This is a genomic window from Streptomyces sp. NPDC002276, assembly GCF_053891435.1.
This window is the reverse complement of the sequence record NZ_JBSFCQ010000002.1, coordinates 758,890-785,124: the sequence shown is the minus strand read 5'-3', so window position 1 is coordinate 785,124 and position 26,235 is coordinate 758,890. Positions and strand designations below refer to the sequence as shown.

The 26,235-nt window shown below is 70.1% G+C and carries 30 protein-coding genes; 16 read left to right on the top strand and 14 right to left on the bottom strand.

The window, feature by feature from the left end; genetic code table 11:
- The first annotated feature begins 1 nt into the window (after position 1).
- On the top strand, positions 2-1,099 hold the full coding sequence (locus ACWIHT_RS08765; protein WP_456165808.1) for a helix-turn-helix transcriptional regulator: 1,098 nt from the start codon (positions 2-4) through the stop codon (positions 1,097-1,099).
- Positions 1,100-1,174: 75 nt separating this feature from the next.
- Here the strand turns inward: ACWIHT_RS08765 and ACWIHT_RS08760 are convergent, their stop codons facing one another.
- The 4 genes from ACWIHT_RS08760 to ACWIHT_RS08745 form a co-directional block, all read right to left on the bottom strand.
- A complete protein-coding gene (locus ACWIHT_RS08760) occupies positions 1,175-1,762 on the bottom strand; it encodes a Clp protease N-terminal domain-containing protein (protein ID WP_456165806.1) in 588 nt (195 codons plus the stop codon).
- Positions 1,762-1,971, bottom strand: a complete 210-nt coding sequence (locus tag ACWIHT_RS08755; RefSeq protein WP_019058236.1) for a helix-turn-helix domain-containing protein — start codon at positions 1,969-1,971, stop codon at positions 1,762-1,764. Before ACWIHT_RS08755 ends, ACWIHT_RS08760 begins: the two co-directional genes overlap by 1 nt.
- A gap of 131 nt (positions 1,972-2,102) precedes the next feature.
- Positions 2,103-3,068: a zinc-binding dehydrogenase gene (locus ACWIHT_RS08750; RefSeq protein ID WP_456165804.1), complete on the bottom strand. Its 966-nt coding sequence runs from the start codon at positions 3,066-3,068 to the stop codon at positions 2,103-2,105.
- A gap of 226 nt (positions 3,069-3,294) precedes the next feature.
- The gene (locus tag ACWIHT_RS08745) at positions 3,295-4,518 is read right to left on the bottom strand and encodes an NAD(P)-dependent malic enzyme (RefSeq protein WP_456165802.1); all 1,224 of its coding nucleotides are present in this window, start codon (positions 4,516-4,518) and stop codon (positions 3,295-3,297) included.
- A 501-nt stretch (positions 4,519-5,019) separates the two neighbouring features.
- On the opposite strand from ACWIHT_RS08745, the gene ACWIHT_RS08740 reads away from it, so the two are divergent.
- The 3 genes from ACWIHT_RS08740 to ACWIHT_RS08730 are packed head-to-tail and all read left to right on the top strand — an operon-like array spanning position 5,020 to position 7,748.
- Positions 5,020-5,973, top strand: a complete 954-nt coding sequence (locus ACWIHT_RS08740; RefSeq protein WP_456165800.1) for an ABC transporter substrate-binding protein — start codon at positions 5,020-5,022, stop codon at positions 5,971-5,973.
- A gap of 33 nt (positions 5,974-6,006) precedes the next feature.
- Positions 6,007-6,945 (top strand): amino acid ABC transporter permease, encoded by a 939-nt coding sequence (locus tag ACWIHT_RS08735; protein WP_200710789.1) that lies wholly within the window; start codon positions 6,007-6,009, stop codon positions 6,943-6,945.
- Between the two features lie 50 nt (positions 6,946-6,995).
- Positions 6,996-7,748, top strand: coding sequence for an amino acid ABC transporter ATP-binding protein (locus ACWIHT_RS08730; RefSeq protein WP_456166039.1), 753 nt, complete (start codon positions 6,996-6,998; stop codon positions 7,746-7,748).
- Between the two features lie 80 nt (positions 7,749-7,828).
- Here the strand turns inward: ACWIHT_RS08730 and ACWIHT_RS08725 are convergent, their stop codons facing one another.
- Together ACWIHT_RS08725 and ACWIHT_RS08720 are read right to left on the bottom strand one after the other, a co-directional pair.
- Positions 7,829-8,272, bottom strand: a complete 444-nt coding sequence (locus ACWIHT_RS08725) for a hypothetical protein (RefSeq protein WP_456165798.1) — start codon at positions 8,270-8,272, stop codon at positions 7,829-7,831.
- A 128-nt stretch (positions 8,273-8,400) separates the two neighbouring features.
- Complete coding sequence (locus tag ACWIHT_RS08720) at positions 8,401-9,159, bottom strand: class I SAM-dependent methyltransferase (RefSeq protein ID WP_456165796.1); 759 nt, start codon at positions 9,157-9,159, stop codon at positions 8,401-8,403.
- Positions 9,160-9,273: 114 nt separating this feature from the next.
- Between ACWIHT_RS08720 and ACWIHT_RS08715 the strand changes: the two genes are divergently transcribed.
- A complete protein-coding gene (locus ACWIHT_RS08715) occupies positions 9,274-9,903 on the top strand; it encodes a CGNR zinc finger domain-containing protein (protein ID WP_456165794.1) in 630 nt (209 codons plus the stop codon).
- On the opposite strand, the gene sodX is transcribed toward ACWIHT_RS08715, so the two are convergent.
- Positions 9,807-10,241 (bottom strand): nickel-type superoxide dismutase maturation protease, encoded by a 435-nt coding sequence (gene sodX, locus ACWIHT_RS08710; RefSeq protein ID WP_456165792.1) that lies wholly within the window; start codon positions 10,239-10,241, stop codon positions 9,807-9,809. The two genes, ACWIHT_RS08715 and sodX, sit on opposite strands and share 97 nt — an antisense overlap.
- 145 nt (positions 10,242-10,386) lie before the next feature.
- On the opposite strand from sodX, the gene sodN reads away from it, so the two are divergent.
- The 5 genes from sodN (at position 10,387) to ACWIHT_RS08685 (ending at position 14,504) form a co-directional block, all read left to right on the top strand.
- A complete protein-coding gene (sodN, locus tag ACWIHT_RS08705; protein WP_019058247.1) occupies positions 10,387-10,782 on the top strand; it encodes a superoxide dismutase, Ni in 396 nt (131 codons plus the stop codon).
- Positions 10,783-10,993: 211 nt separating this feature from the next.
- Positions 10,994-12,784: a leucine-rich repeat domain-containing protein gene (locus ACWIHT_RS08700; RefSeq protein ID WP_456165790.1), complete on the top strand. Its 1,791-nt coding sequence runs from the start codon at positions 10,994-10,996 to the stop codon at positions 12,782-12,784.
- Positions 12,785-12,842: 58 nt separating this feature from the next.
- A complete protein-coding gene (locus tag ACWIHT_RS08695; RefSeq protein ID WP_019072194.1) occupies positions 12,843-13,253 on the top strand; it encodes a helix-turn-helix transcriptional regulator in 411 nt (136 codons plus the stop codon).
- Positions 13,254-13,263: 10 nt separating this feature from the next.
- Complete coding sequence (locus ACWIHT_RS08690; RefSeq protein ID WP_019072193.1) at positions 13,264-13,680, top strand: VOC family protein; 417 nt, start codon at positions 13,264-13,266, stop codon at positions 13,678-13,680.
- A gap of 47 nt (positions 13,681-13,727) precedes the next feature.
- Positions 13,728-14,504 (top strand): VOC family protein, encoded by a 777-nt coding sequence (locus ACWIHT_RS08685; RefSeq protein WP_456165787.1) that lies wholly within the window; start codon positions 13,728-13,730, stop codon positions 14,502-14,504.
- Here ACWIHT_RS08685 and ACWIHT_RS08680 read toward each other — a convergent pair.
- The 5 genes from ACWIHT_RS08680 to ACWIHT_RS08660 form a co-directional block, all read right to left on the bottom strand.
- Positions 14,491-14,754 (bottom strand): hypothetical protein, encoded by a 264-nt coding sequence (locus tag ACWIHT_RS08680; RefSeq protein ID WP_456165785.1) that lies wholly within the window; start codon positions 14,752-14,754, stop codon positions 14,491-14,493. The genes ACWIHT_RS08685 and ACWIHT_RS08680 overlap by 14 nt on opposite strands.
- Positions 14,742-15,089 (bottom strand): DUF952 domain-containing protein, encoded by a 348-nt coding sequence (locus ACWIHT_RS08675; protein ID WP_456165783.1) that lies wholly within the window; start codon positions 15,087-15,089, stop codon positions 14,742-14,744. The genes ACWIHT_RS08680 and ACWIHT_RS08675 overlap by 13 nt, the downstream gene beginning before the upstream one ends.
- Positions 15,090-15,099: 10 nt before the next feature.
- Positions 15,100-15,696 (bottom strand): GNAT family N-acetyltransferase, encoded by a 597-nt coding sequence (locus tag ACWIHT_RS08670; protein ID WP_456165781.1) that lies wholly within the window; start codon positions 15,694-15,696, stop codon positions 15,100-15,102.
- 185 nt (positions 15,697-15,881) lie between these two features.
- Positions 15,882-16,958 (bottom strand): family 2 encapsulin nanocompartment cargo protein polyprenyl transferase, encoded by a 1,077-nt coding sequence (locus ACWIHT_RS08665; RefSeq protein ID WP_456165779.1) that lies wholly within the window; start codon positions 16,956-16,958, stop codon positions 15,882-15,884.
- Between the two features lie 113 nt (positions 16,959-17,071).
- On the bottom strand, positions 17,072-18,478 hold the full coding sequence (locus ACWIHT_RS08660; RefSeq protein WP_456165777.1) for a family 2B encapsulin nanocompartment shell protein: 1,407 nt from the start codon (positions 18,476-18,478) through the stop codon (positions 17,072-17,074).
- A gap of 298 nt (positions 18,479-18,776) precedes the next feature.
- On the opposite strand from ACWIHT_RS08660, the gene ACWIHT_RS08655 reads away from it, so the two are divergent.
- Entirely contained in the window at positions 18,777-19,367 is a 591-nt protein-coding gene (locus ACWIHT_RS08655; protein ID WP_456165775.1) for an N-acetylmuramoyl-L-alanine amidase, read from the top strand.
- Between the two features lie 48 nt (positions 19,368-19,415).
- The gene (locus ACWIHT_RS08650; RefSeq protein WP_456165773.1) at positions 19,416-20,321 is read left to right on the top strand and encodes a 1-aminocyclopropane-1-carboxylate deaminase/D-cysteine desulfhydrase; all 906 of its coding nucleotides are present in this window, start codon (positions 19,416-19,418) and stop codon (positions 20,319-20,321) included.
- Between the two features lie 452 nt (positions 20,322-20,773).
- Here ACWIHT_RS08650 and ACWIHT_RS08645 read toward each other — a convergent pair whose 3' ends face one another.
- Positions 20,774-22,369: a Na+/H+ antiporter gene (locus ACWIHT_RS08645; RefSeq protein ID WP_456165771.1), complete on the bottom strand. Its 1,596-nt coding sequence runs from the start codon at positions 22,367-22,369 to the stop codon at positions 20,774-20,776.
- Between the two features lie 63 nt (positions 22,370-22,432).
- Here ACWIHT_RS08645 and ACWIHT_RS08640 point away from each other — a divergent pair, with 63 nt between their 5' ends.
- The 3 genes from ACWIHT_RS08640 to ACWIHT_RS08630 all read left to right on the top strand — a co-directional run bounded on the left by ACWIHT_RS08640 (position 22,433) and on the right by ACWIHT_RS08630 (position 24,513).
- Positions 22,433-22,693: a UBP-type zinc finger domain-containing protein gene (locus ACWIHT_RS08640; protein ID WP_019072181.1), complete on the top strand. Its 261-nt coding sequence runs from the start codon at positions 22,433-22,435 to the stop codon at positions 22,691-22,693.
- A 267-nt stretch (positions 22,694-22,960) separates the two neighbouring features.
- Positions 22,961-23,374 carry an ATP-binding protein gene (locus ACWIHT_RS08635; RefSeq protein WP_020130755.1) on the top strand — a complete coding sequence of 138 codons (414 nt, stop codon included), beginning with the start codon at positions 22,961-22,963 and terminating at the stop codon, positions 23,372-23,374.
- The gene (locus tag ACWIHT_RS08630; protein WP_456165769.1) at positions 23,371-24,513 is read left to right on the top strand and encodes an RNA polymerase sigma factor SigF; all 1,143 of its coding nucleotides are present in this window, start codon (positions 23,371-23,373) and stop codon (positions 24,511-24,513) included. Before ACWIHT_RS08635 ends, ACWIHT_RS08630 begins: the two co-directional genes overlap by 4 nt.
- A 16-nt stretch (positions 24,514-24,529) precedes the next feature.
- Here ACWIHT_RS08630 and ACWIHT_RS08625 read toward each other — a convergent pair whose 3' ends face one another.
- On the bottom strand, positions 24,530-24,988 hold the full coding sequence (locus ACWIHT_RS08625; protein WP_456165767.1) for a hypothetical protein: 459 nt from the start codon (positions 24,986-24,988) through the stop codon (positions 24,530-24,532).
- A 116-nt stretch (positions 24,989-25,104) separates the two neighbouring features.
- Here ACWIHT_RS08625 and ACWIHT_RS08620 point away from each other — a divergent pair, with 116 nt between their 5' ends.
- Positions 25,105-26,073, top strand: a complete 969-nt coding sequence (locus tag ACWIHT_RS08620; protein ID WP_456165765.1) for a diacylglycerol/lipid kinase family protein — start codon at positions 25,105-25,107, stop codon at positions 26,071-26,073.
- Positions 26,074-26,235: the final 162 nt, after the last annotated feature.

The window sequence follows — 26,235 nt, the reverse complement described above, 5'->3', positions numbered from 1 at the left end:
CATGCCTCCCGTCTTCGCCCACGGCCGCCTCCGCCTCTACCTGCTGAAGCTGCTGGACGAGGCCCCCCGCCACGGCTACGAGGTGATCCGCCTCCTGGAGGAGCGCTTCCAGGGGCTGTACGCGCCGTCGGCGGGCACGGTCTACCCGCGCCTGGCCAAGCTGGAGGCCGAGGGCCTGGTCACCCACACCACCGAGGGCGGCCGCAAGGTGTACGCCATCACGGACGCCGGCCGCGCCGAACTGGCCGACCGCAGCGGCGAGTTGGCCGATCTGGAGCTGGAGATCCGCGAGTCCGTCGCCGAGTTGGCCGCCGAGATCCGGGCCGATGTCCGGGGCGCGGCGGGCGACCTGCGGCGCGAGATGCGCGCGGCGGCCTCCGAGGCCCGGCGGGGCACCGGCGGCGCGCGGGCCCGTAGCGGCGAACACGAAGGCGCCGCCGGGGACTTCACGGAATTCGGCGACAAGGAGTCGTGGCGCGCCGCCAAGGAGGAGATGCGCCGCGCCAAGCAGGAGTGGAAGGAGCAGGCCCGGCGCGCCAAGGACGAGAGTCGGCGGGCCCGCGAGGAGGCCCAGCAGGCCCGACGCCAGGCCAAGGAGGCGCAGGCGCGGGCGTGGGCACAGGCCCAGGAGGAGATGCAGCGCATCGGCCGCCAGGTCCAGGAACACGCCCAGGACCACTTCGCGCGCGGCGACTGGCCCACGGGCGTACGGGAGAGCCTGACCGAACTGGCAAAGGAGTTCGGGGACTTCGGGAAGGAGTTCGGCAAGGACTTCGGGTTCGGGGGGCGGCCGGGTACGGGCAAGTCGGCATCGGCACCCGCGTCGGGGCCGGGATCGGCACCGGGGGCGTCGGCACCGGAGTACAGCCAGACCCCGGAGGACTTCCCCGCCGAGTTCGAACCGTCCTGGGCCCACGAGGACTCCACCGGCGACCCGGCCCGCGATCTGGACCGGCTGCTCGACCGCTTCCGGGACGACATCCGTGACGCGGCCCGCGACCAGGGTGTCACCGAGGACCAACTCCGCGACACCCGCCGCCACTTGTCCACGGCAGCGGCACACATCGGGGCGATACTGCGGGGCGGCCGCAGGGCCTGAGCCGGGGCAGGGACCGAGGCTAAGGCCCGCAGGCGGTGCGCCGCGCCATCGAACCGACGCGCACCGCCCCACCCTTCACCCCGCCTTCGCCTCTCCCCCGCCGTACTCGCCGTACCCGCCGTACAGGACCCGTGTCGCCGCCTCGTGGGTCACCCCGTGATCGGCGAGCACCTCACCGGGCACACCGGGGAGGATGGTCAGGGCGAGGAGGAAGTGCTCGTCGCCGATGTGCCGCTCGCGGTGGGCCACGGCGATGCGCAGGGACTTCTCCAGGACGTTCTTGGCACCCCGGCCGAAGGTACGGCGGCCCGACCACCACTCCCCGCCCTTGCGGTCGCCGGACATCGCGCCGACACCGTGCACCTCCTCGACGCGGGCGACGATCTCCGAGACGTCGATGCCGAGTCCGGCGAGGGCGTCGGCCTCGGACTGCGAGAGCCCGGCCCGTCGGCGTGCGTCGCCCAGAGCCTGCCGTAGGGACTCCTTGCGTTCTTCGGTGGTGAGGCCGAGGGCGGTCAGGGTGAAGGAGGCTCGGCTGCCTTCGCGGTCGAGGAGGGCGAGCAGCAGGTGCTCGGCCTCGACGGAACCGGATCCCGACCGCTCACTGTGCTCCACCGCGCCCCGCACCAGGGCGCGGGCGTCTTTCGTGAACCGTTCGAACATCACTGCCTCCCGTACTTCTTGTGCACGGCCTGCCTGCTGACTCCGAGTTCCGCGGCGATCTCCTGCCACGACCAGCCCTGATTGCGCGCACTCCGCACCTGCACCGCCTCCAGCTGCTCCACCAGCTTGCGCAGCGCGGAGACGGCACGGAGGCCGACCCGTGGGTCACGGTCGCCCGCGCGCTCGGCGAGATCCGTTGCTTCGGTCATGATGTCAACCTACGTTGACACTCGCCCACCTGTCAATCAAAGTTGACAGACGTCGACGGCCGGCCCGGGAGGAACCGGACCGGCCGTAGTGGAGAAGTACCGAAGAAGTACTGGAGAGGTACCAGGGAGCGTCAGTTGTTGGTGAGCACGATCTTGCCGAACTGGCCGCCGGAGTCGAGGCGTTCGAAGCCCTCGCGGGCCCGGTCCAGCGGGAGCACCTCGTCGATGACCGGGCGGACACCCGTCGCGGCGCAGAAGGCGAGCAGGTCCTCCAGCTCGTCCTTGGTGCCCATGGTCGAGCCGACGACCTTGAGTTCGAGGAAGAAGATACGGGTCAGTTCGGCGTGCGAGGGGCGGTCGCCGCTCGTGGCACCGGAGATGACGAGCGTGCCGCCGGGCTTCAGCGACTTGACCGAGTGGGACCAGGTGGCGGCGCCGACGGTCTCGATGACCGCGTCCACGCGCTGCGGCAGCCGGGCCCCCGGCTCCACCGCCTCCAGGGCGCCCAGTTCCAGCGCCCGCTTCCGCTTGGCCTCGTCCCGGCTGGTCGCGAAGACCCGCAGCCCGGCCGCCTTCGCGAGCACGATCGCGGCCGTGGCGACACCGCCGCCCGCGCCCTGGACGAGCACCGAATCACCAGGCCGTACACCGGAGTTGGTGAAGAGCATGCGGTAGGCCGTCAGCCAGGCCGTGGGCAGACAGGCGGCCTCGGCGAAAGACAGTTCCTTCGGCTTGGGCAGCACGTTCCACGTCGGTACGGCGACCTGCTCGGCGAAGGTGCCCTGGTAGTGCTCGGTGAGGATGGAACGGGGTTCCCTGGGGCCGACGCCGTGGCCGGTCTGGCCGATCACGGAGTGCAGGACGACCTCGTTGCCGTCCTGGTCGACGCCGGCGGCGTCGCAGCCGAGGATCATCGGCAGTTTGTCCTCGGCGAGGCCCACGCCACGCAGGGACCACAGGTCGTGGTGGTTGAGGGAGGCGGCCCTGACATCGATGATGCTCCAGCCCGGCCGGGCCTCGGGGGCGGGACGCTCCCCCAACTCAAGGCCGGAGAGCGGCTCGTCGCGGTCGATTCGGGCGGCGTAGACGGCGAACATGGCTCTGACCATAGGCTCCGCCGGTGGCGTGGGGAACTACCTCGCGGTGTGACACATGCCCTCTTGCGCGAGGGGGCGGGGTGTTTGCGTGACCGTCCCCCGCGACTGGCCGCAGCCGCTGAGCCGGCGCGAGCACGCACGTACGACGCCCACCCCTCAAGTCACCTGAACGGACGGGCGGGTGGGCAAAGAAATGGCCCCGCCCAGATGGACGGGGCCATTCGGGCTAGCGGCGGGCGACGCCCTCCGCCCGGGCCGCCGCGGCGACAGCCGCCGTGACCGCGGGGGCGACGCGCTCGTCGAAGGGGGACGGGATGACGTAGTCCGCGGCGAGGTCGTCGCCGACGACACCGGCAAGCGCCTCCGCCGCCGCGATCTTCATGCCCTCGGTGATCCGGGAGGCCCGCACCTGGAGCGCGCCCGCGAAGATGCCCGGGAACGCCAGCACGTTGTTGATCTGGTTCGGGAAGTCGGACCGGCCCGTGGCGACGACCGCCGCGTACTTGTGCGCCACGTCGGGGTGCACCTCGGGGTCCGGGTTGGCCATGGCGAAGACGAACGCGCCCTCGGCCATGGAGGCGACGGCCGGTTCCGGGACCGTACCGCCGGAGACGCCGATGAAGACGTCGGCGCCTTCCAGCGCCGCTTCCAGTGTCCCGGAGAGCCCCGCCTTGTTGGTCAGCTCGGCCAGTTCGCGCTTGACCGGGGTGAGGTCGTCCCGGTCGCGCGAGACGACGCCCTTGCGGTCCGTGACGGCGACGTCACCGAGCCCGGCCTCCAGCAGGAACTTGGCGATGGCCACCCCGGCCGCGCCCGCGCCGGAGATGACGGCCCGCAGGTCGCCCAGCTCGCGCCCGGTCAGCTTCGCCGCGTTGCGGAGGGCCGCCAGCGTCACGATCGCCGTGCCGTGCTGGTCGTCGTGGAAGACGGGAATGTCGAGCCGCTCCTGGAGCCTGCGCTCGATCTCGAAGCAGCGCGGCGCCGAGATGTCCTCCAGGTTGACGCCCCCGAAGGAGGGCGCGAGCCGCACCACGGTCTCGATGATCTCGTCGACGCCGGTGCAGGCCAGCGCGATCGGCACCGCGTCCACGCCGCCGAACTGCTTGAACAGGATCGCCTTGCCCTCCATGACGGGGAGGGAGGCCTCGGGACCGATGTCGCCGAGTCCGAGCACCGCCGTACCGTCCGTCACGACGGCGACCACGGACGACTTCCATGTGTAGTCGTGGACGAGTTCCGGCTGTTCCGCGATGGCGGTGCACACCCGCGCGACGCCGGGTGTGTACGCGAGGGACAGGTCGTCCTTGTCGCGGATCGGCACGGTGGCCTGCACGGCCATCTTGCCGCCGCGGTGCAGCGCGAACGCAGGATCGAAGGAATCGAGGGGCTCGGCCCCGCCGTCCTGATCCGTACTGCTGTCGCTGCGAGGATTGACGATCTCCGCTGCCACTTTGTCTTACCCCTTAAGTCTTCATTGATTTTGAGGGTGACCACGCCCTGGTGAGGGGTGGGCGGGCACCGCGCAGGGCCCAGAGAGTTGATGCGTACGAGCACCTGCGCGACGGGCGCGCCGCACACGCGCCCTGAGCCCCGGATGAGGGGTGTAAAGAACCTTCTTACCGGACGGACGGCACCGAGGACGAGTCCAATAGGCGCAAGGTCACATCTCGTCGGCCGAGGGCGGAACGATGATCGATCACATCGTGAGACATACCGAAGATCTTCCGGCCGGAAGGAGTGATTCCAGCAGATGGTGTGTGATCAGGGCGTCCTGATGTACCGACCTGATGCGATTCGGGGTTCACCCGTTATCCGATTTTGACATAGGGAGTCCCCTGAATGGTTCAGTCCGAATGGCAAGATGCCCTAATCACACGAGGTCGCGACACCCGAAGGTGTGTGTTCTCGTCGACCCGTCGGCACCGCCATCCATCCGCCGGAGGAACCCACCATGACCGCACGCTTCACCCGTCGTACGACCGCCCCGCACACCCGGCTGGCAGCGGTCGGTGCGATCGCGGTCGCCTCCACCCTGCTGCTCGCCGGCTGTGGTGACCAGACCAAGAAGGACGACTCCAGCGGCGCGTCCACCAGCTCGGCGCCGCTGGCCTCCAAGCTGCCCGCCTCGATCCGCAGCGCGGGGGTCGTCAAGGTCGGCTCGGACATCGCGTACGCGCCGGTCGAGTTCAAGGACGACTCCGGCAAGGTCGTCGGCCTCGACCCCGACCTCGCGGCCGCGATGGGCAAGCAGCTCGGCGTGAAGTTCGAGTTCGAGAACGGCACGTTCGACGGCCTGCTCACCGGTCTGCGCTCCGACCGCTACGACATCGCCATGTCCGCGATGACCGACAACAAGAACCGGCAGAACGGCATCGACGGCGACACGGGCAAGAAGGTCGGCGAGGGCGTCGACTTCGTCGACTACCTGACCGCCGGTGTCTCGATCTACACGCGCAAGGGCGACACGGGGAACATCGCCTCGTGGTCCGACCTGTGCGGCAAGAAGCTCGCGGTCGAGCGCGGCACGGTCTCCGAGGACCTCGCCAAGACCGAGACGAAGAAGTGCACGGGCGGCAAGAAGATCACCATCGAGCCCTTCGACGACGACCAGCAGGCCCAGACCCGCCTGCGCTCGGGCGGCGCGGACGCGGCCTCCTCCGACTTCCCGGTCGCGGCCTACGCGGTGAAGACCTCCGGCGGCGGCAAGGACTTCCAGATCGTCGGCGACCAGGTCGAGGCGGCGCCGTACGGCATCGCGGTCGCCAAGAGCAACACCCAGCTGCGGGACGCGCTACAGGCCGCGATGGACGCGGTGATCAAGAGCGGCGAGTACCAGAAGATCCTGACCAAGTGGGGCGCCGAGGACGGTGCCGTCAAGTCGTCCGTGATCAACGGCGGCAAGTGACCGCGGATCCGCCGTCGCTGAGAGGCAACATCCGTGACTACTGACATCGACCGGGCGCCGGGGCCGCAGGACACGCCCCCGGCCGCCCCGGAGACCATCAAGGCCATTCCGGTCAAGCACTACGGGCGGTACATCTCCGCCGTCGTCGCGATCGCGATCCTGGTCTCGATCATCTACGCGTTCGGCAACGGCCAGATCAACTGGCATGCCGTACCGGACTACTTCTTCGACCACCGGATCATGACCGGTGTCTACAAGACCCTCCTGCTGACGGTCCTGTCGATGGTGATCGGCATCGTCGGCGGCATCGGCCTCGCGGTGATGCGGCTGTCGAAGAACCCGGTGACCTCGTCGATCGCCTGGTTCTACATCTGGTTCTTCCGCGGTACGCCGGTCCTGGTCCAGCTGTTCCTCTGGTTCAACCTGGGCCTGGTCTTCCACTACATCAACCTCGGGCCGATCTATAAAAACTACTGGTCGGCCTTCATGACGCCGCTGCTGACGGCGTTGCTCGGCCTCGGCCTCAACGAGGCCGCGTACATGGCGGAGATCTGCCGCGCCGGCCTGCTCGCGGTCGACGAGGGCCAGACCGAGGCCTCGCACGCGCTGGGCATGAGCCACGCCAAGACGCTGCGCCGGATCGTGATCCCGCAGGCGATGCGGGTGATCGTGCCGCCCACGGGCAACGAAGTGATCAACATGCTGAAGACGACCTCGCTCGTGGCGGCCGTCCAGTATCCGGAACTCTTCCGCTACGCCCAGGACATCGGCCAGAACTCCGGTGCCCCGGTGGAGATGTACTTCCTCGCCGCCGCCTGGTACCTGATCATGACGTCCGTCCTGAGCGTCGGGCAGTACTACGTCGAGCGGTACTACGCCCGCGGCTCCAGCCGTGCGCTGCCGCCGACCCCGCTCCAGAAGATCCGGGCGAACCTGCTGTCCATCGGCCGTCCGAAGGGAGCAGCGGCATGACCGACAAGCTCACCAAGACCGAGTCCGCCACGACCGACCCGTCGGTCCCGATGGTCAAGTCCGAGGGCGTCCACAAGTCGTTCGGCCAGGTCGAGGTGCTCAAGGGCATCGACCTGGAGGTGAAGTCCGGCGAGGTGTTCTGCCTCATCGGCCCTTCGGGCTCCGGCAAGTCGACCTTCCTGCGGTGCATCAACCACCTGGAGAAGATCAACGCCGGCCGGCTGTACGTCGACGGTGAACTCGTCGGCTACCGCCAACAGGGCGACAAGCTCTACGAGTTGCGCGATCGCGAGGTCGCGGTGAAGCGCCGGGACATCGGCATGGTCTTCCAGCGCTTCAACCTGTTCCCGCACATGACGGCCGTGGAGAACATCATCGAGGCGCCGGTGCAGGTCAGGGGCGTCAACAAGGGGCAGGCCAGGGAGCGCGCGATGCAGCTCCTGGAGCGGGTGGGGCTGTCGGACAAGGCCCAGAACTACCCCTCGCAGCTCTCCGGCGGCCAGCAGCAACGGGTCGCGATCGCGCGGGCGTTGGCGATGGACCCGAAGCTGATGCTCTTCGACGAGCCGACCTCGGCCCTCGACCCGGAACTGGTCGGCGACGTCCTCGACGTCATGCGCGACCTCGCCGAGTCCGGCATGACGATGATCGTCGTCACGCACGAGATGGGCTTCGCCCGCGAGGTCGGCGACAGCCTCGTCTTCATGGACGGCGGTGTCGTGGTCGAATCCGGCCACCCGCGCGACGTCCTGACGAACCCTCAGCACGAGCGGACGCAGGGGTTCCTGTCCAAGGTGCTCTGAACCGTCCCAAGGTGCTCTGAACCGTCACCGACGGCAGTTGCCGCCCGCTCCGGCCGGGGCAGGCGGCAACCGCGTTCAGGTCAGCGCAGATTGAGCCAGGGACTGCGCGGGGACAGGTTGCCCTCCGTCGTCACGCCATACATGTGCACGAAGGTCGTGAACTGCCCTTTCCCCTTGAAGTCCGGGCCGTTGTACCGCTTGTTGACCACCTTGCCCGTCGGGCAGGGGTAGACCTTCTTGGAGACGATCTTCTCGCCGGTGGTGACCGCGGTGATGAGGATCTTGCACTTGGGGTGCTTCTTCCCCATGGAGACGATCGCGTAGGGGTGTCCCACCCGCGTGGCCTTCTTGCTGATACAGGCCTTCCAGGTGATCAGGGTGCTGTCGTTGGGATACGTGTCGACGTCCGTGTACGAGTAACACCCCCCGTTCCCTTCGGCGTACGCCATCGGCGCCGCGGTCGTTCCCGCGGCCGCCAGAGCCGCGCACATCGCTGCCACCGCAGCGGACCTCTTGAGCCGCATCGCAGGCTCACCTTCCCCGTTCCCGTGACGGCCGACCGGCCGCCCATCGGCGGAGATCATTTCACAACGTTCGCCCATTTGCGCAAGTGAGCAATTCCCCTGGTACGCCAACAGCCGGAAAAATCGGCCTACTTGAGCGCCAGCAGCAACGTGTCCGACGGCGAGCACCACACCGCCCGCGCCTCCCCGAACCCCTTCTCGCGCAGCACGCGCGCGTGCCATGCGGCCGAGGGCATGTCGCCGTCCGCGTGAGCGCCGTAGATCTCGAAGCGGCGGGCGGTCGGTTCGGCGAGATGCGGGTCCTGGGCGGCGAGTTGCCACCACTCGGCCCAGTCGAGGGCGCCGTTCCGCTGGGCCTGTTCCATCCGGGCCCGGCTGTGGGTGCGCTCGATCGCGTTGATCCGGGGTGTGCTGTCGTCGATCATGTGGTCGGCGTTCATGAACACGCCGCCGTGGCGAACCAGTTCGGCGAGCCGGCCGTAGAGGTCCGCGAGGGGTTCGCTGTGCAGCCAGTGCAGGGCCGTGGCGGTGAGGACCGCGTCGTACGAGTCGTACGGCAGTTTCCCCGTCCACCGCGGGTCCTTGAGGTCGGCCGTGACGAAGGAGACCCGCTCGTCGCCCTCGAAGGTGCCGCGGGCGATGGCGAGGAGGGCGGGATCGAGGTCGACACCGGTACTGGTGGCGTTCGGGAAGCGGGCCAGCAGCCGGGCCGTGATGCTGCCGGTGCCGCAGGCCAGGTCGAGGACGCGCGGCTCGGGCCCGACGCTCGCCTCGACGATGTCGAGCATGATCCGGAAGCGGTCCTCCCGGTCGGGCATGTACCACTCCTGCTGCCGGTCCCAGCTCTCCTGCCAGGACTGCCAGTCTGTTCCGACACCGGTCGTCATGAGGACCCCCTGTCCACGCACTGTCACAATGCGGCTGTCGTAATACCCTGGAAGCACGATCAGCTGTTACCCGACCGCATCCACGACCATAGAGCGCCTCTGTAAGGACTACAAGTGGAACTGGCCTATTACTCGGACTATGCCGTACGCCTCGTCAACACCGAGGAACCGGCCCGGGGCAAGGACGTCCTGACCTCGGTCGAGGCCGTACGGGACCTGTTCGGCAGCAACCAGGAGGCGGCCCGCCGCGCCACCGACGCCGACGTCACACGCTTCCGTTCGGTCCGGGGCCGGCTGCGGGCGGTCTTCCAGGCGGCCGACGACGGCGACGAGACCCTCTCCGTGAACCTGCTGAACTCACTCCTCCTGGAGTTCCCGGTCAGTCCGCAGATCTCCGGGCACAACTTCCGGGACGAGGACGGCCGCCCGCTGTGGCACATGCACCTCGCGGACCACCCGTCGAACGCGACCGCCGGCTACGCGGCCATCGCGGCGATGGGCCTGGCCTTCCACCTCACCGAGTACGGCGTCGACCGCCTGGGCCTGTGCGAGGCACCGCCGTGCCGCAACGCCTACCTCGACACCTCGACCAACCGCTCCCGGCGCTACTGCTCGGACCGCTGCGCGACGCGCGCCAACGTGGCCGCCTACCGGGCCCGGAAGCGCCTGGAGGCCGATCGGTCGGAGAGGACGGGCCTGGCGGCGGAGACCACCCAGCGCGCCAGCGCGAGCGGCGAACGCTGACCGGGCTTGAGCGGCCGGTACCGGAACCGCACCCTGCCCAGTACCAGGTCCTCGGGCACGGCGCCGTAGTCGGTACTGTCCCCGCCCGCGAACGCGTTGTCCCCGAGCACCCACCACCCGCCGTCCCGCCGCTCCACGGCCCGCTTGACCACCAGCAGGTCCTGCTGGAACGGATGCCGCAGCACGACGACGTCCCCGGGCCTGACCCTGGCGCCGTACTGCACCACGAGCAGATCCCCGTGGTTCAACGTCGGCACCATGGACGGCCCGGTCACCTCGGCCGTCCCGAAGGGCAGTACGGCCCTCCCGCGCTCGGTCTCCTGCGACAGCTCCGGCATCCCCGGCACCTCCCCGGTCCTATCCTCCACCAGTCTGAGTCCGACCCCGTACTTTTGTCCTAAGCCCATGGGGGCACTCGCGAAATCAGCTTCTCCAGGGAGTAATGTCCCACCTGAGAAGACGATCACGAGGAAGGAACGCTCCATGCTTTCCCGCCTGTTTGCCCCCAAGGTGAAGGTCAGCGCGCACTGCGACCTGCCCTGCGGTGTGTACGACCCGGCCCAGGCCCGCATCGAGGCGGAGTCGGTGAAGGCCGTGCAGGACAAGATGGCCGCCAACGACGACCCGCACTTCCAGGCGCGCGCCATCGTCATCAAGGAACAGCGCGCCGAGCTCGCGAAGCACCACGTCTCGGTGCTCTGGAGCGACTACTTCAAGCCCCCGCACTTCGAGAAGTACCCGGAGCTGCACCAGCTGGTCAACGACACCCTGAAGGCCCTCTCGGCCGCCAAGGCGTCCACCGACCCGGCGACGGGCCAGAAGGCGCTCGACTACATCGCCCAGATCGACAAGATCTTCTGGGAGACCAAGAAGGCCTGACACCCAGTCGGCCCGGCCCGACTCGACCGGCGATCGGTGCACCATCGCAGGTCAGCGGGTGTGGGGAAGGGATTCCGCCGGTTCGTCGGTGGGGTCCCTTCGTCGTGTGCCGGTCCGCGTCGCCGTATGCCAGGCCCCTTCATCGCGTCGCACGCATCAACTCCCCCCGCCCACCCCGGCGTTGTCAGACCCGCCGACTACGTTCGCCCCCATGACCTCAGGCAACGCGACCACCACCGGCGCCACCACACCCCGCCTAGACGAACTCCGTGCCGCCCTGGCGACGGCCACCCAGCCTCAGGCCCGCAAAGCGGTCCGGGAGCTCGTCCTCGTCGTGGACGGCGGAGACGCGCTCGCGTTGGCCGCCCGGTACGCCCCCGTCGCCGACCTCTCCTCCGACGTCCTGCTGCGGCTGTGGACGGAGGCCGCCGATCCGGACGCGTTCTGTGCCGCGCTGCTCGCCCCCGCCTTCCGCCGGGAGGGCCGGACCGAGGTGCGGCTCCAACGGCGCGCCTCGCTCGCCGGGTTACGGCACCTCACCATGCTCCGTACACTCCACGTCTTCCGCTGCAAGGACCTCACCGATCTCACGGAGGTCGCCGCCCTGACCGCGCTGACCGAGCTGGATCTGAACGGCTGCGCCGGAATCGACGATCTCGCCCCGCTGAGCGGCCTCACGGAACTGGTCCGCCTCAACCTCCACCGGTGCCGGGCCGTGGCCGACGTGACGCCGTTGCTGTCCCTCGGCAGGCTCCGTGAGCTGGATCTGAGCATGACCAAAGTGACGTCCACGGACGGGTTCGGGCCGGCCTTCCCGGTGCTGGAGAGCCTGACGCTGCGCGGCTGCCGTTCGTTCCGGGAGGCGCGGCAGTTGGCCGGGCTGAAGCGGCTCGCCTCCCTCGACCTCGACTGGACCGGTGTCCGCGATCTGGCCGGGCTCCGGGACGTCCCCGTACTCACCCGCCTCGACCTGCGCGGTTGCGGGCAACTGCGGGATCTGACCGGCGCGGACGCCCTCCCCGCGCTGACCGACCTGACCCTCGACAACTGCCCGCGCCTCGGTGCCCTCCGCGGCCTCGGCGCCCACCCCCGGCTGACCCGGCTCGTGCTCCAGACCTGCCCCGAACTGCGGGACCTGACCGGGCTGTCGTCCCTGGCCGGTCTGGCCGAGCTGGCGATCCACGACTGCGAGCGGCTCGCCTCCCTGCGCGGCCTCGGCGCCCCGCACACCCTGACGCAGCTCGACCTCTCCCAGTGCCCCGCTCTGGAGGACCTCTCCGGCCTGGCCGCCCTCCCCGCGCTCGGCGGGCTGAAGCTGCACGGGATGCCCCAGCTCCGCGATCTCGCGCCCGTCGCCGCGATGCCCGTGCTCCGGAAACTCGAAGTGTGGAGCTGCTCCGCGCTCACCGACCTCGAAACCCTGGGCCACCACGACCACTTGGCCTATCTGTCGGTCGGCGTCTGCGAGTCCTTCACCACCCCCGGCCCTCTCACCGGCCTGCCCGCCCTGGAAGAGCTGCACTTCTGCTGCGACAGCCTGGCCGACCTCGGCGACCTCAGCGCCCTGCCCGCACTCCGGAAGCTCACCGTGGTCGGCTCCCGCCTGACGGACCTCGCCCCCCTGGCCGGCACCCCACTGGTCGAGATCGGCCTCTACGGCGTGGGCGGGCTGACCTCCCTCCAAGTGCTGGAGGACTGCGCCGAGTTGCGCGAACTGACGATCTACAGGTGCGAGAACGCACGGGACTTCGCCGTCGACCAGCTCGTGACACTCTCCCTGTCGTTCCTGGACTGGAAGGACCTGTCCCCCCTCACCGGCCACCCGAACCTCACGACCCTCACCCTCGGCGTCCTCAAGGAACTGGCCGACGTGAGCGCCCTGACCACCCTCCCCGCGCTCACAACCCTCACCATGCCGAGAAAAGACCCCCAGAACCCGGGCCGCTACGACCCCGTCCTCACCGGTCTCACCGAGCGCGGAGTCGCCGTCTCCTACGGCTGAGTCCCCGCACCCGGTGGCGAGACGGTAGCGGCGCGGCCCCCGTGCCATCCTGGACGACGTGAATCGCGAAGACCTCGTACGGCTGCGTCAGGCCCGTGACCGGATGAACCGCGAGTACGCCGAGCCGCTCGACATGGCCTCGATCGCGCGGACCGCGCTGATGTCGCCGGGGCACTTCCAGCGCAGCTTCCGCGCCGCGTACGGGGAGACGCCGTACAGCTATCTCATGACGCGGCGGATCGAGCGGGCGAAGGCGTTGCTGCGGCGCGGGGATCTGAGCGTGACGGAGGTGTGCATGGCCGTCGGCTGTACCTCGCTCGGTTCCTTCAGTTCCCGATTCACCGAACTGGTCGGCGAGACCCCCAGCGCCTACCGCGCCCGCTCCCACGAGGCCGGCGCGGTGATCCCGTCCTGCGTGGCCCGCACTTTTACCCGGCCAAACCGGGCAGGACCGCCCCTGCGCCCCTAGCCTGTCCCCCATGGATCTCAAACTCCGCCAGTGCTTCATCGCCGTCGACGACCACGACAAGGCGCTCGCCTTCTACTGCGACGTGCTGGAACTGGAAATCCGTAACGACGTCGGTTTCGAGGGCATGCGGTGGGTGACCGTGGGGTCGCCGTTGCAGCCGGACGTGGAGATCGTGCTGGAGCCGCCGGCCGCGAACCCGGACGCCTCCCCCGCCGACAAGCAGGCCATGGCCGAACTGCTCGCCAAGGGCACCCTGCGCGGGGTCAACTTCACCACCGCCGACTGCGACGCCCTCTACGCCCGCGTCCAGGAATCCGGCGCCGAGGTCGTCCAGGAGCCGACGGACCAGCCGTACGGTGTCCGCGACTGCGCGTTCCGGGACCCGGCCGGGAACATGCTGCGGTTCATGCAGCGCAGCGGGGACTGAGGTCCACCGGGGGGGGCGGTTCGCGGCCTCCGGCCTACGATCACGCCATGAGCAACCCCGCCGGAACCACCGTCCGCTGGACCTACGCCTTCGTCGACCGCCCCCGCGCGCTCCTCGACCCCGCCCGGACCTTCTGGACGGCCGTCACGGGCACCCGGCTGTCCGAACCGCGCGGCGGGGAAGGGGAGTTCGTCACCCTGCTGCCCGAAGAGGCGGACGCCTGCGTGAAGGTCCAGGGGGTCGAGGCCGGGCCCGGCGGCGCCCATCTCGACTTCTCCGTCGAGGACGTGCCCGCGTTCGTGGCGTCCGCGCTGGCGCTCGGCGCGGACACCGTCACCGAGCATGAGTATGAGCACGAGCACGACGGCTGGGCCGTACTCCGGTCCCCCGCCGGGCAGTTGTTCTGCTCGGTTCCCTGGCACGGCGAGTCGCTACGGCCGCCCGTCGTGGACGGGAGCCGCCTCGATCAGGTGTCCCTCGACATCGGGCCCGGCTCCTACGACGCCGAAGTCGCCTTCTGGAGCGCCCTGTTGGGCGACTGGGCGTCGCTGCGCGGCGCGCTCCCCGAGTTCCATGTGCTCAAGCCCCCGCCCGGCCTGCCGATCCGCGTCCTGCTCCAACGCCTCGGCGAGGAACGCCCCGCCGCCGCCCATCTCGACCTGGCCTGCGCCGACATCGGCACGACGACGGCACGGCACGAGCGGCTCGGGGCGAGTGTCGTCTCCCACGGCACGCACTGGACCGTGATGCGGGACCCGGCGGGCGGTGTCTACTGCCTGACGGGGCGCGACCCGGAGACCGGCGGGCTGCCTAGCCGTTCTTGAGGCAGATGAAGATCGTATGCGGGTCGTCGTACGGCGAGGCCGTGGGCGTCGGACAGTCGTTCGTCGCGTCCTGACCGTCTTGACTCAGCGACGGCGTCGGCGTCTCGCCATCAGGCTTGTTCAGCTGCCAGCTGTACGGCTCTTGCGGCCCGCCGGAGTCCTGCAGCCACAGGGTGAGACCGCCCCCGACGGCCACGGCGACCGCCCACCCGACCAGGACCCGGCGCCACAACCGGCTCAAGCCGTCCACACCTCCACCCCCACCACCGCGTCCACCGGAATCGGCCCGTAGATGTGCGGGAACTCCTCCCCGCCCGGCTCCGGCGCCTCGTACTTCAGCGGTGCGTCGAGCCGTGCCGGGTCCACGACCAGGACCACCAGCTCGTCGGGGCCGTCGTAGGAACCGTACAAAAAGGCTGCCACGCGCGGGAGTTGGGCGCGGGTCGAGCAGTGGATGAAGCCCTCCTCCTGGAGGGTGCGGCCACGGGTCGACCACTCGTAGGTGCCGCGCTCGCGGGCCGCGTCCCAGAGGGCGCGCTCGGTGATGTGGAGGACGGTGGCGGCGGTGGGTTCGTTTTCGGGCATGGGCTCCACGCTACGACCTCGGTTCCCGCCACATCGGATACATGTGCGGGCCGTCCGGGAGGTCGAGGGTGGTGTCGGTGAACGAGTAGCCGAGCCGCTCGTACAGCTTGGTGCTGCGCTCGCTGCTCGCCTCCAGGTAGGCGGGCAGGCCCTCGCTGTCGCAGCGCTCCAGGACGTGCCGGATGAGCGCGGCGCCGAGGCCCTCGCCCTGCCGGTCCGGTGCGACGGCGATCATCCACAGGTACTCGTGGGCCCGGCCGGTGGGATGCCCCTCCTCCATGAGCCGGACGATCGTCTCGACTCGCTCGTTGTCCGGATCCACGAACTCCCGCAGCGCGACGGCCTCGTCCTCGCCGTCCGCCGCGTGCGCCTCGGCCGGCATGGACAGCCACAGCGCGCAGGCCGCGCCGTCCTCGGCCAGGTCGATACGGCCGTCGGCGAGCACGGCGTCCGTGAAGGCGGCCATCAGCTTGTGGTGGGTCGCGCGACGGTACTCGGCGTCGGGGAAGATCCAGCCGCTCACCGGATCGTCCTGGAACGCGTCGTCCAGCAGTCGGACGACCAACTCCCGGTCGTCCTCGCCGGCCGCCCGTATCGCCACGCCCATGTTCCGCCTCCGCGCCTCAACAGTCGTATTCCGTACGGGTGTTGAGCCTAGCGGGACTTACGGGTCGGGCCACAAACAAAGAGTAACGAGCCCCGCGCACCGTGGGGATGCGCGGGACCCGCCGGTCCGGAGCCCGGGCGCCGTGCGGAGTCAGGGCCGCACGGCGCCCGAAGGCTCCGGAGTCCTCAACTGCTGCGCCGGGTCACGAACTCGGCCAGCGCGAGCAGACCGCCCGCGTCCTGCGGGTCCGGGATCGCCCGGGCCAGCTCCTGCACGGCCCGCGCCATCCGGTCGGCCGCCTGGGCCTGCGCCCAGTCCCGGCCGCCCGCCCGCTCGACCGCGAGCGCGGTGCGCTCCAAGTCCCCTTCCTCGTACGGCATTCCGTACAGTTCGGCGAGTTCCACGGCCGCCGGGGTGCCCGAGGTGAGCGCGGCGACCACGGGCAGCGACTTCTTGCGTACGACGAGGTCGGCGCCGGCCGCTTTGCCGGTGCGGGCGGGGTCGCCCCATATGCCGATGACGTCGTCGATCAGCTGGAAGGCGAGCCCGGCCTGTCGGCCGAACGCGTCCAGCGCCTCCACGTCCTCGGCGGACGCCCCCGCGTACAGCGCGCCCACCGCGCAGGCGCAGCCGAGCAGCGCGCCGGTCTTGGCCTCGGCCATGGCGAGCACCTCGTCGAGGGTGACCTCGTCGGGGGCGCGCTGCTCCATGGCGGTGTCCGCGTGCTGGCCCGCGCACAGTTCGACGACGCAGTCCGCGAGCCGGGCCGCGGCGGCCGAGGCCGCCGGGTGCGGGTCCTCGGCGAGCAGCCGCAGCGCCAGCGCCTGGAGCGCGTCCCCGGCGAGGATCGCGTCGGGGTCGCCGAACACGGTCCACGCGGTGGGCCGGTGTCTGCGGGTGGTGTCCCGGTCCATCACGTCGTCGTGCAGCAGTGTGAAGTTGTGGATCAGCTCGACCGCCGCGGCGGCCCGCAGCGCGCCCGCCCGTGCCCGTTCGCCGCCGAGTGCGGTGGCCGCGGTGAGGACGAGGGCGGGGCGGATCGCCTTGCCGGCGTTGCCCGCCGCCGGGGTGCCGTCCGCGTGCTCCCACCCGAAGTGGTAGAGCGCGACCCTGCGCATGGAGCCGGGCAACGAGTCGATCGCCGAGCGCAGTTCGGGGTCGACGGTCGTCCGGGCCCCTTCCAGGATCACCGCCGCCTCGTGTCCGTCGGCCGGCTGCGTCCGGTCAGGATGCTGTTTCGTCTCCGCCCTGAACTCGGCCATGGGGTCCCCCTCGGAGAGTCCGCGGACGGTGGCGTTTCCACTGCGGCTGGGCGCATGTGACCGGGGTGTACCCGCCCCGAAGGGCGGGGACACCGCGTCCAGCTGCTGAAACGTCACCTCCAGCGGCCGATCTCGACGTTCTCCAGGACGCCGAGGGCGTCCGGCACCAGGACCGCCGCCGAGTAGTAGGCCGTCACGAGGTACTTGATGATCGCCTGTTCGTTGATGCCCATGAAGCGCACCGACAGGCTCGGCTCGATCTCGTCCGGGATGCCGGCCTGCTGGAGGCCGATGACGCCCTGGTCGGCCTCGCCGGTACGCATGGCGATGATCGAGGTGGTCCGCCGGTCGCTGACCGGGATCTTGTTGCACGGGTAGATCGGCACTCCGCGCCAGGTCGGGATGCGGTTGCCGGCGATCTCGATGGACTCCGGGACCAGTCCGCGCTTGTTGAGCTCGCGGCCGAACGCGGAGATCGCGCGCGGGTGGGCGAGGAGCATCCTGGTGCCGCGCCGCCTGCTGAGCAGCTCGTCCAGGTCGTCCGGGCTGGGGACCCCGTCGTGCGGCTGGAGCCGCTGGTCGTACTCGCAGTTGTTGAGCAGGCCGAACTCGCGGTTGTTGATCAGCTCGTGCTCCTGGCGCTCCTTCAACGCCTCGACGGTGAGCCGCAGTTGCTGCTCGGTCTGGTTCATCGGCTGGTTGTAGAGGTCGGCCACGCGCGAGTGGATGCGCAACACGGTCTGGGCGACGCTCAGTTCGTACTCGCGCGGCCGGGCGTCGTAGTCGACGAACGTGTGCGGGATGTCCGGCTCGCCGGAGTGGCCCGCGGCGAGGTCGATCGCCCTCTCGCCGTACTTGTTGGTGCGCTGCTCGGGGATCGCGCGCAGTTGCGCGAGGTGTTCGCGCAGGGTGTCGGAGCGCTCCGCGACCTGCTCGACGTCTCCTCGGGCCAGTACGAGCACCGTGCAGGCGGTGTCCGCGCGGGCCGTGTACTCCCAGATGGCCTCCGGGTCGAGCAGCGCCTGGTCGCCGAAGTAGGCGCCGTCGGCGAGGACTCCGAGGACCGTGTCGTCGCCGTACGGGCCGGTGCCGACCTTCTCCACCCTGCCGTGTGCCAGCAGGTACACCTCGTCGGCCTGGCCGCCGAACGACGCGATCGCCTCCCCCGGGGCGAACTCGCGCTGCCGGCAGCGGACTGCCAGTTCCGAGAGGACCTCCTCGTCCTCGTAGTCCCGCAGCGCGGGCAGTTCGCCGAGCTCCGCGGGGATGACCTCGACGCGGTCGCCGGTCTTCACGAATGTCACCCGGCCGTCGCCGACGGAGTAGCTCAGTCGTCGGTTCACCCGGTATGTGCCACCCTGCACGTTCACCCACGGCAGTGTGCGCAGGAGCCAGCGGGAGCTGATCTCCTGCATCTGCGGTGCGGACTTGGTGGTGGTGGCCAGGTTCCGCGCAGCCGCCGTGCCAAGGCTCTGCTGCGGCTTGTTCTGCTCCGCGCGGACCTCTTCGCCTACCGACATAGAGAAATGCCCTCCCCATTCATGCCGGGCCTGTGCGCCCGGCATTCGTTCTCGCGCATCAGCTTTCCTCACTCTGCGTGCCGGTGGTATTACCCGAAAGAGCGGGAATGGATCTTCGCGTGCTGGGCACGGGGGCTGTTTACGTCGAATGTTGTTCGAGTTGCGGCCGGGGCCGCCGTTGTCCGGATCGGCTCGCACGCCGTACGAACAAGTCGTGCGTACCAGGACTTTTTCGGTACAAGCAGCGATAACAGGCGGCCGTGCACGTCGGCCGTCGCACAGCACGAAGGAGGCGTTCATGGCCTCACCCATGTCCGCAGGCGGTTTCCTGGACGCGCTGCGGGACGAGGGCGTCACGGTCGTCGAGGTCGGCGACTGGGAGCACCACAACCGCAACCACAAGGGCCCGTGGGGTCCCGTCCACGGCGTGATGATCCACCACACGGTCACCAGCGGCAGCCAGCGGACGGTGGAGCTGTGCCGCGAGGGCCGCCCGGACCTGCCCGGCCCGCTGTGCCACGGCGTCATCACCAAGGACGGCAGGGTCCACCTGGTCGGCTACGGCCGCGCCAACCACGCGGGCCTGGGCGACGACGACGTGCTGCGCGCGGTGATCGCCGAGAAGCGGCTGCCGCACGACAACGAGGCCAACACCGACGGCAACCGGCACTTCTACGGCTTCGAGTGCGAGAACCTCGGAGACGGCGAGGACCCGTGGCCCGACGCCCAGTTGGAGGCGATCGAGAAGGTCTGCGCGGCGATCTGCCGCCACCACGAGTGGTCCGCGCGGTCGGTGATCGGGCACCTGGAGTGGCAGCCCGGAAAGGTGGACCCGCGCGGGTTCACGATGGACTGGCTGCGCGATCGGGTCGGCGAGCGCCTGAAGTGACCCCCGGGGGACACGAGGGCCACGGGCGCCCCGGGTGACAATGGTGCCGTGACCAGCCCCGACCTCGCCGCCCTACGGCCCCGGCTGCCGTCGCCGGTGGAGCAGATCACGGACGGGCGCTTCGTTCGGCACGGTGTGCGGCTGCTGCTCAAGCGGGACGACCTGATCCATCCGGACCTGATCGGCAACAAGTGGCGCAAGCTCGCGCCCAATCTCGCGGCGGCGGCCGGACGTACGGTCGTCACGTTCGGCGGCGCCTACTCCAACCACCTGCGCGCCACCGCCGCCGCGGGCCGCCTCCTGGGTCTGCGCACGGTCGGCGTGGTCCGCGGGCAGGAGCTGGCGGACCGCCCGCTCAACCCGTCCCTGGCTCGATGCGCGGCCGACGGGATGCGCCTCCACTTCGTCGACAGGTCGACGTACCGGCGCAAGGGCGAGCCCGGGGCACTGGCCGGGATCCTGCGCGAGGTGGACGCGGAGGACGCGTACGTCGTCCCCGAGGGCGGCAGCAACTCCCTCGCGGTACGCGGCTGCCGGGCCCTGGGCGAGGAGCTGCGCGCGCGTGCCGACGTCGATGTGGTCGCCCTCGCCTGCGGAACCGGCGGCACACTGGCCGGGCTGGCCGCGGGACTCGCCCCCGACCAGCGGGTGCTGGGGATCCCGGTCCTCAGGGGCGGCTTCCTGCGCGCCGACATCACAGCCCTCCAGGAGCGGGCCTTCGGCGGCCGCCGCGGCGACTGGTCGCTCGACGAGCGCTTCCATTTCGGCGGCTACGCGCGCGTGCCGGCCGAACTCGACGCCTTCGCCGAGGACTTCGAGGCCCGCCACGGGCTGCCCGTCGAGCATCTCTATGTCGCCAAGTTGCTGTACGGACTTGTTGCCCTGGTGGACGAAGGGGCCTTCCCGCGCGGGAGCACGGTCGCCGCCGTCGTCACCGGGCGACCGTTCCCGTAGCGTCCCGCCAGGCGCCGGGGCCGCCCGGCGGCTCAGGTCGCGGGAAAGCGGCGGTGGTTGACGGGCGCGCCGGTGAGCGGGGCGAGGCGCGTGCGACCGCGAGGCAGCGAGGACGCCGGCATCAGCGTCCGCGGGCGACGCGGCGGGGGCGCCTCCCGGCCGAAGACTGACGGGCGTCGGCACCTCCCGGCCGAAAGCTGACGGACGTCGACACCTCCCGGCCGAAGACTGACGGACGTCGACACCTCCCGGCCGAAGACTGACGGACATCGGCACCTCCCCGCCGAACACTGACGGACATCGGCACCTCCCCGCCGAACACTGACGGACGTCGGCCAGTGACGACAACGGCGGCTGGGGCGCCCGCGCACTTCGGTCGGCGGGGAGCGCGTGCCACACCCCGCGTCCACGACCTGATCCTCACGCCGGGCCCAGGTGGCCTCCTGACAGGCCTACGCCGCCTCCCGATAAGCCGCCGCCTCCTCCAGGTCCAGTCTGCGGAGCAGGGTGCGGAGCATCTCGTCGTCGATGTAGCGGCCGTCGCGCAGGCGCACGAACATCGAGCGTTCGGCGCTGATCATCTCGCGGGACAGGCGGCGGTAGGTGTCGTCGACGGTCTCGCCGGTGACGGGGTTGGTGGCGCCCAGGCGCTCCCAGACGGCGTTGCGGCGGCGCTCCAGGACCTCGCGGAGACGGTCGGCCAGCGGAGGGGGCAGGGCGTTGCGCTCGTCCTCCAGAAGGGCGTTGAGGCGTTTCTCGGCCACCCGGGAGGCCTGCGCCTGGGCGTTGGCCTCGGCGAGCGTCTCGGCCTGGGGGTCGCGGCCGGGGAATTTCAGCAGCCGGATGATCGGGGGCAGGCTCAGGCCCTGCACCACCAGGGTTCCGATGACCGTCGTGAAGGTCAGGAACAGGATGATGTTGCGCTGCGGGAAGGGGTCGCCGCCGTGCACCGTGAGTGGGATCGAGAAGGCGATGGCCAGCGAGACCACGCCTCTCATGCCGGCCCACGCGGTGGTCATCGCCCCCTTCCAGGTGGGGTTGTCCTCGCGTTCCCTGATCCGCGCGGAGAACATGCGGGGCAGGAAGGCCGCCGGATACACCCACACGAAGCGGGTCGCGACGACGACAAGGAAGAGGGCGATCGCGTACAGGGCGGCGTCCAGGCCGCGGTACTCGCCAAGTCCCTTGAGGACCACCGGCAGTTGCAGTCCGATCAGGGCGAACACGGCCGACTCCAGGACGAAGGCGACCATCTTCCAGACCGCCTCCTCCTGGAGTCGGGTCGCGAAATCGACCTCCCACGCGCGGTGGCCCAGATAGAGCGCCACGACCACGACGGCGAGCACTCCGGAGGCGCCCACCTGCTCGGCGACCGCGTAGGCGACGAACGGGATCAACAGGGAGAGCGTGTTCTGGAGCAGCGCCTCCTTGAGGTGGGTGCGCAGCCAGTGGATCGGCACCATCATCAGGAGCCCGACCCCGACCCCGCCGACGGCCGCGAGCAGGAACTCGCCGATGCCTCCGGCCCAGGTGGCGCCCTCGCCGACCGCCGCCGCGAGGGCCACCTTGTAGGCGGTGATCGCGGTGGCGTCGTTCAGCAGGGACTCGCCCTGGAGGATCGTCGTGATCCGCGAGGGCAGTCCGACCCGGCGGGCCACCGCGGTCGCGGCGACCGCGTCCGGCGGCGCCACCACCGCGCCGAGCACCAGCGCCGCGGTCAGCGGCAGCCCCGGCACGATCACGTAGGCGGCCCAGCCGACGACGAACGTGGCGAAGAGCACGTACCCCACCGACAGCAGCGCCACGGGCCGCACCTGGGCCCTCAGGTCGAGGTACGAGCTGTCGGTGGCCGACGTGTAGAGCAGCGGGGGCAGCAGCAGCGGCAGTACGACGTCCGGGTCCAGGGTGTAGTCCGGGACCCCCGGGACGTACGAGACGGCCAGCCCGACCGCGACCAGCAGCAGCGGTGCCGGCACCGGGGTGCGCCGGGCACCGGCGGCCACCACGGCACTTCCCGCCACCAGCAACAGCAGTGGCATCACGTCCATCGTCCTCGCCCGCCCTCAGTTTTTCCGCGCGGCCAACCGCACAGCCGTCGTAATCTGGCAATCATGAAACAGTGCACGCACGCCGACGCGCTGCCGCTCCCGGAACCGAAGCCCCAGAGCGAGACCTGCCTCGAATGTCTGGCGGCCGGCACCCACCCCGTACAGCTGCGACTGTGCCTCTACTGCGGCCATGTCGCCTGCTGCGACTCCTCGCCCCTGCGCCACGCGACAGCACATCACAAGGAATCCGGGCATCCGGTGATGCGGACCTACGAACCCGGGGAGAGCTGGCGCTGGTGCTTCGTCGACCACGTACTCCTGTGACCTCGTCATTCCGACCGCCGGTTTCGACGGTTCGACCGTCTGACGGCTGGGTACGTCAACCCGGCGCGCGCTCTTCCCAATTGGGCCCGCAGGACCCCTAGCCACGGAGCGTATCCGTAGGTTTACTATGAGTGACAACATGGGGTTGGGGTCCCGGGGACAGGAAAGTTCAGAGCGCGGTAGCGTCACCGCTGAACCAAGTATCGCGTTACCCCGGGGGGCGACCCCTGGGCCCCCGAAAGAGCTTGTACCACCTTGGAGGTGAGGGTGTCCCAGATCGCAGGCGAGCCCGCGACCCAGGACTTCGTGGAAGTCCGGCTGCCGGCTGCGGGTGCCTACCTGTCGGTGCTGCGTACGGCCACGGCCGGCCTCGCAGCCCGTTTGGACTTCACCCTCGACGAGATCGAGGACCTCCGCATCGCGGTGGACGAGGCCTGCGCGATCCTGCTCCAGCAGGCCGTGCCCGGCTCAGTGCTCAGCTGTGTCTTCCGGCTCGTGGACGACTCGCTCGAAGTCACCGTCTCCGCCCCGACGACGGACGGTCACGCGCCCTCGCGCGACACCTTCGCCTGGACCGTGCTCTCGGCCCTCGCGGGCAAGGTCTCATCGGCAGTCGACGAGGACAAGACCGTAACGATCAGCCTCTACAAACAGCGCGGCGCGGGACCCGGGCCGGCGTGAGGAACGGGGACGGGCCGGTGCGGGACGAAGAGCGCGGCACACGGGAGCTGCCGGCCGAGGGCGGCACGGGCGGAGCACGCCCTACGGCGGACGCCGGCCCCCTGGTGCCCTGCGGCGGAATTCCCGAGCAGGCCCGGCCGCATCCGGAGGACGAACCCTCGGAGGCCGGTGTGACGGACGACGGTCAACGTGAGCAGGACGGTGCCGTGCGTATTGGTGGGGTCTCCCCCGTTGCCGGGGGTTCCCCCGCTCCGACTGAGTCGAGCGTGGGGGAGGAGGCGAAAGCTCGGGGAAGGGCGACGGACCAGGCGATGAGCGAGCACGAGCGGGACGACGTGGCGGGCGCGCAGGTCGTGCAGAGTGCGCAGAGCACCCGGCACGACCCCCAGGACCGCAGCGGAGCGCGCGCGCTCTTCATCGAGCTGCGCACGCTCAAGGACGGCAGCGTCGAGTACGCGGAGCTGCGCAACCGGCTGGTCCGTATGCACCTGCCGCTCGTCGAGCATCTCGCGCGCCGCTTCCGCAACCGCGGCGAGCCGCTGGACGACCTGACCCAGGTCGCCACCATCGGCCTGATCAAGTCGGTCGACCGCTTCGACCCGGAGCGCGGGGTCGAGTTCTCGACGTACGCGACCCCGACGGTCGTGGGCGAGATCAAACGGCACTTCCGTGACAAGGGCTGGGCGGTGCGCGTCCCGCGCAGGCTCCAGGAGCTGCGCCTGTCGCTGACCACGGCGACAGCGGAGCTCTCGCAGCGGCACGGCCGCTCCCCCACGGTCCACGAGCTGGCCGAGAAGCTGGGCATCTCGGAGGAGGAGGTCCTGGAGGGCCTGGAGTCCGCCAACGCGTACTCCACGCTGTCCCTGGACGTCCCGGACACGGACGACGAGTCCCCGGCGGTCGCGGACACCCTGGGCGCCTACGACGAGGCCCTGGAGGGCGTCGAGTACCGCGAGTCGCTCAAGCCGCTGCTGGAGGACCTGCCTCCGCGCGAGAAGCGGATCCTGCTGCTGCGCTTCTTCGGCAACATGACGCAGTCGCAGATCGCGCAGGAGGTCGGCATCTCCCAGATGCACGTGTCCCGCCTGCTGGCCCGGACCCTGGCCCAGCTGCGGGAGAAGCTCCTCGTCGAGGAGTAGGACAGCGAGTCGGAGGTCAGCTCTTCGGCTCTTCGGTACGGCGGCCGGGCCCTCGGATTCCGAGGGCCTGTGTCGTCGCCGGGTTCACCAGCAGCACCAGCGAGGCGACCGCGACCACCGCGAGCGCGATGCCTGCCGGGATGGCCACGCTGTCGGCCCGGAGCAGGTTGTAGGCCACGGGCAGCGCCATGATCTGCGTGATCACGGCGGGACCCCGGCTCCAGCCGCGGCGGCCGAGCAGTCCGCGCGCGGCGAGCAGCGGCAGCAGCGCGAGCACCACCAGGGTCACGCCTCCGGTCACGGCCTGCTGGCGGTCGTCCGGGTCACCGGTGAGCCCCAGGACGAGCATCCACACCCCGCCGACGGCGAGTGCGAGACCTTCCAGCGCGACGAGGGCCGCCGCGTAGGTCAGACGGCGCGGACGGGGTCCGTCGGGGCCGTCGGTCTCCGGGGCGGGGGTCTGCTCAGCGCTCACCCCAGAAGGGTAGCCCTCGGAAAACGGCCCCAGGTGTTCAGGCTCACGTCGTCTCCTCTTACCGAACCCCTACCTCGGTATGGGACGGGTACCCCTCAGTAGGTACGCTGCAACTCATGCGTGCACTTCTCGTGGTCAATCCGGCGGCAACCACCACAAGCGCACGTACGCGCGACGTCCTGCTCCACGCGCTCGCCAGCGAGATGAAGCTGGAGGCCGTCACCACGGAGTACAGAGGCCACGCGCGCGACCTCGCCCGGCAGGCGGCGGAGAGCGGGAACGTCGACCTGGTGGTGGCCCTCGGCGGCGACGGCACGGTCAACGAGGTCGTCAACGGCCTGCTGCACACCGGCCCCGACCCGGAGCGCCTGCCCGGCCTCGCGGTGGTCCCCGGCGGCTCCACCAACGTCTTCGCGCGCGCCCTCGGCCTGCCCAACGACGCCGTGGAGGCCACCGGCGCCATCCTCGACGCCCTGCGCGAGGGCAGCGAGCGCACGGTGGGGCTCGGGCTGACCTCCGGTACGCCCGGCACCGAGGACGAGTCCGTGCCGTCGCGCTGGTTCACCTTCAACGCCGGGCTCGGGTTCGACGCGGGGGTGGTCGGGCGGGTCGAGCAGCAGCGGGAGCAGGGCAAGAAGTCCACGCACGCGCTGTATGTGCGCCAGGTGGTCCGGCAGTTCCTCGGGGAGCAGCACCGCCGGCACGGGACGATCACGCTGGAGCAGCCCGGGGAGGACCCGGTCACGGATCTGGTGGTGGCCATAGTCTCGAACACCTCGCCCTGGACGTATCTCGGCAATCGCCCGATGTACACGTCACCTAAGGCGTCGTTCGATAAAGGCCTCGACGTACTCGGTCTCACCCGCCTGTCCAGCGCCGCGGTTGCCCGGTATGGCACCCAGTTGCTCACTTCGTCCCCCGAACGCGGACCCCACGGCAAGCACGCTGCGGCCCTGCACGACCTGACCGAGTTCACCTTGCATTCGAAGGCCCCGTTGCCCCTCCAGATGGACGGCGACCACCTCGGACTGCGTACGAGCGTGACGTTCACAGGCGTACGCCGTGCACTGCGTGTGATTGTGTGAGCAGAAAGGGCTGAAGTCCTTTCACTCGAACGTTTAGACCAGGATCCACCCCATGGAAGTACGGCTGTGACCTAGTCGACACCGAGGAATCAAAAAAAACTTTCCAGAAGGGGTTGTATCCGCCGCTGAGGTTTGCGAGTCTCTACGTGGCGATCGAGACGG

Bases quoted from the DNA above. Each gene is read 5' to 3' on its own strand.
- ACWIHT_RS08690 (WP_019072193.1), top strand. From the start codon at position 13,264: ATGGATCTCAAACTCCGCCAGTGCTTCATCGCCGTCGACGACCACGAC.
- sodX (WP_456165792.1), bottom strand. From the start codon at position 10,241: ATGCCGGAGCTGTCGCAGGAGACCGAGCGCGGGAGGGCCGTACTGCCC.
- ACWIHT_RS08730 (WP_456166039.1), top strand. From the start codon at position 6,996: ATGGTCAAGTCCGAGGGCGTCCACAAGTCGTTCGGCCAGGTCGAGGTG.
- ACWIHT_RS08740 (WP_456165800.1), top strand. From the start codon at position 5,020: ATGACCGCACGCTTCACCCGTCGTACGACCGCCCCGCACACCCGGCTG.
- ACWIHT_RS08655 (WP_456165775.1), top strand. From the start codon at position 18,777: ATGGCCTCACCCATGTCCGCAGGCGGTTTCCTGGACGCGCTGCGGGAC.
- ACWIHT_RS08675 (WP_456165783.1), bottom strand. From the start codon at position 15,089: ATGCCCGAAAACGAACCCACCGCCGCCACCGTCCTCCACATCACCGAG.
- ACWIHT_RS08640 (WP_019072181.1), top strand. From the start codon at position 22,433: ATGAAACAGTGCACGCACGCCGACGCGCTGCCGCTCCCGGAACCGAAG.
- ACWIHT_RS08645 (WP_456165771.1), bottom strand. From the start codon at position 22,369: ATGGACGTGATGCCACTGCTGTTGCTGGTGGCGGGAAGTGCCGTGGTG.
- ACWIHT_RS08725 (WP_456165798.1), bottom strand. From the start codon at position 8,272: ATGCGGCTCAAGAGGTCCGCTGCGGTGGCAGCGATGTGCGCGGCTCTG.
- ACWIHT_RS08665 (WP_456165779.1), bottom strand. From the start codon at position 16,958: ATGGCCGAGTTCAGGGCGGAGACGAAACAGCATCCTGACCGGACGCAG.
- ACWIHT_RS08755 (WP_019058236.1), bottom strand. From the start codon at position 1,971: ATGACCGAAGCAACGGATCTCGCCGAGCGCGCGGGCGACCGTGACCCA.
- ACWIHT_RS08660 (WP_456165777.1), bottom strand. From the start codon at position 18,478: ATGTCGGTAGGCGAAGAGGTCCGCGCGGAGCAGAACAAGCCGCAGCAG.
- ACWIHT_RS08765 (WP_456165808.1), top strand. From the start codon at position 2: ATGCCTCCCGTCTTCGCCCACGGCCGCCTCCGCCTCTACCTGCTGAAG.
- sodN (WP_019058247.1), top strand. From the start codon at position 10,387: ATGCTTTCCCGCCTGTTTGCCCCCAAGGTGAAGGTCAGCGCGCACTGC.
- ACWIHT_RS08720 (WP_456165796.1), bottom strand. From the start codon at position 9,159: ATGACGACCGGTGTCGGAACAGACTGGCAGTCCTGGCAGGAGAGCTGG.
- ACWIHT_RS08620 (WP_456165765.1), top strand. From the start codon at position 25,105: ATGCGTGCACTTCTCGTGGTCAATCCGGCGGCAACCACCACAAGCGCA.
- ACWIHT_RS08670 (WP_456165781.1), bottom strand. From the start codon at position 15,696: ATGGGCGTGGCGATACGGGCGGCCGGCGAGGACGACCGGGAGTTGGTC.
- ACWIHT_RS08760 (WP_456165806.1), bottom strand. From the start codon at position 1,762: ATGTTCGAACGGTTCACGAAAGACGCCCGCGCCCTGGTGCGGGGCGCG.
- ACWIHT_RS08685 (WP_456165787.1), top strand. From the start codon at position 13,728: ATGAGCAACCCCGCCGGAACCACCGTCCGCTGGACCTACGCCTTCGTC.
- ACWIHT_RS08700 (WP_456165790.1), top strand. From the start codon at position 10,994: ATGACCTCAGGCAACGCGACCACCACCGGCGCCACCACACCCCGCCTA.
- ACWIHT_RS08750 (WP_456165804.1), bottom strand. From the start codon at position 3,068: ATGTTCGCCGTCTACGCCGCCCGAATCGACCGCGACGAGCCGCTCTCC.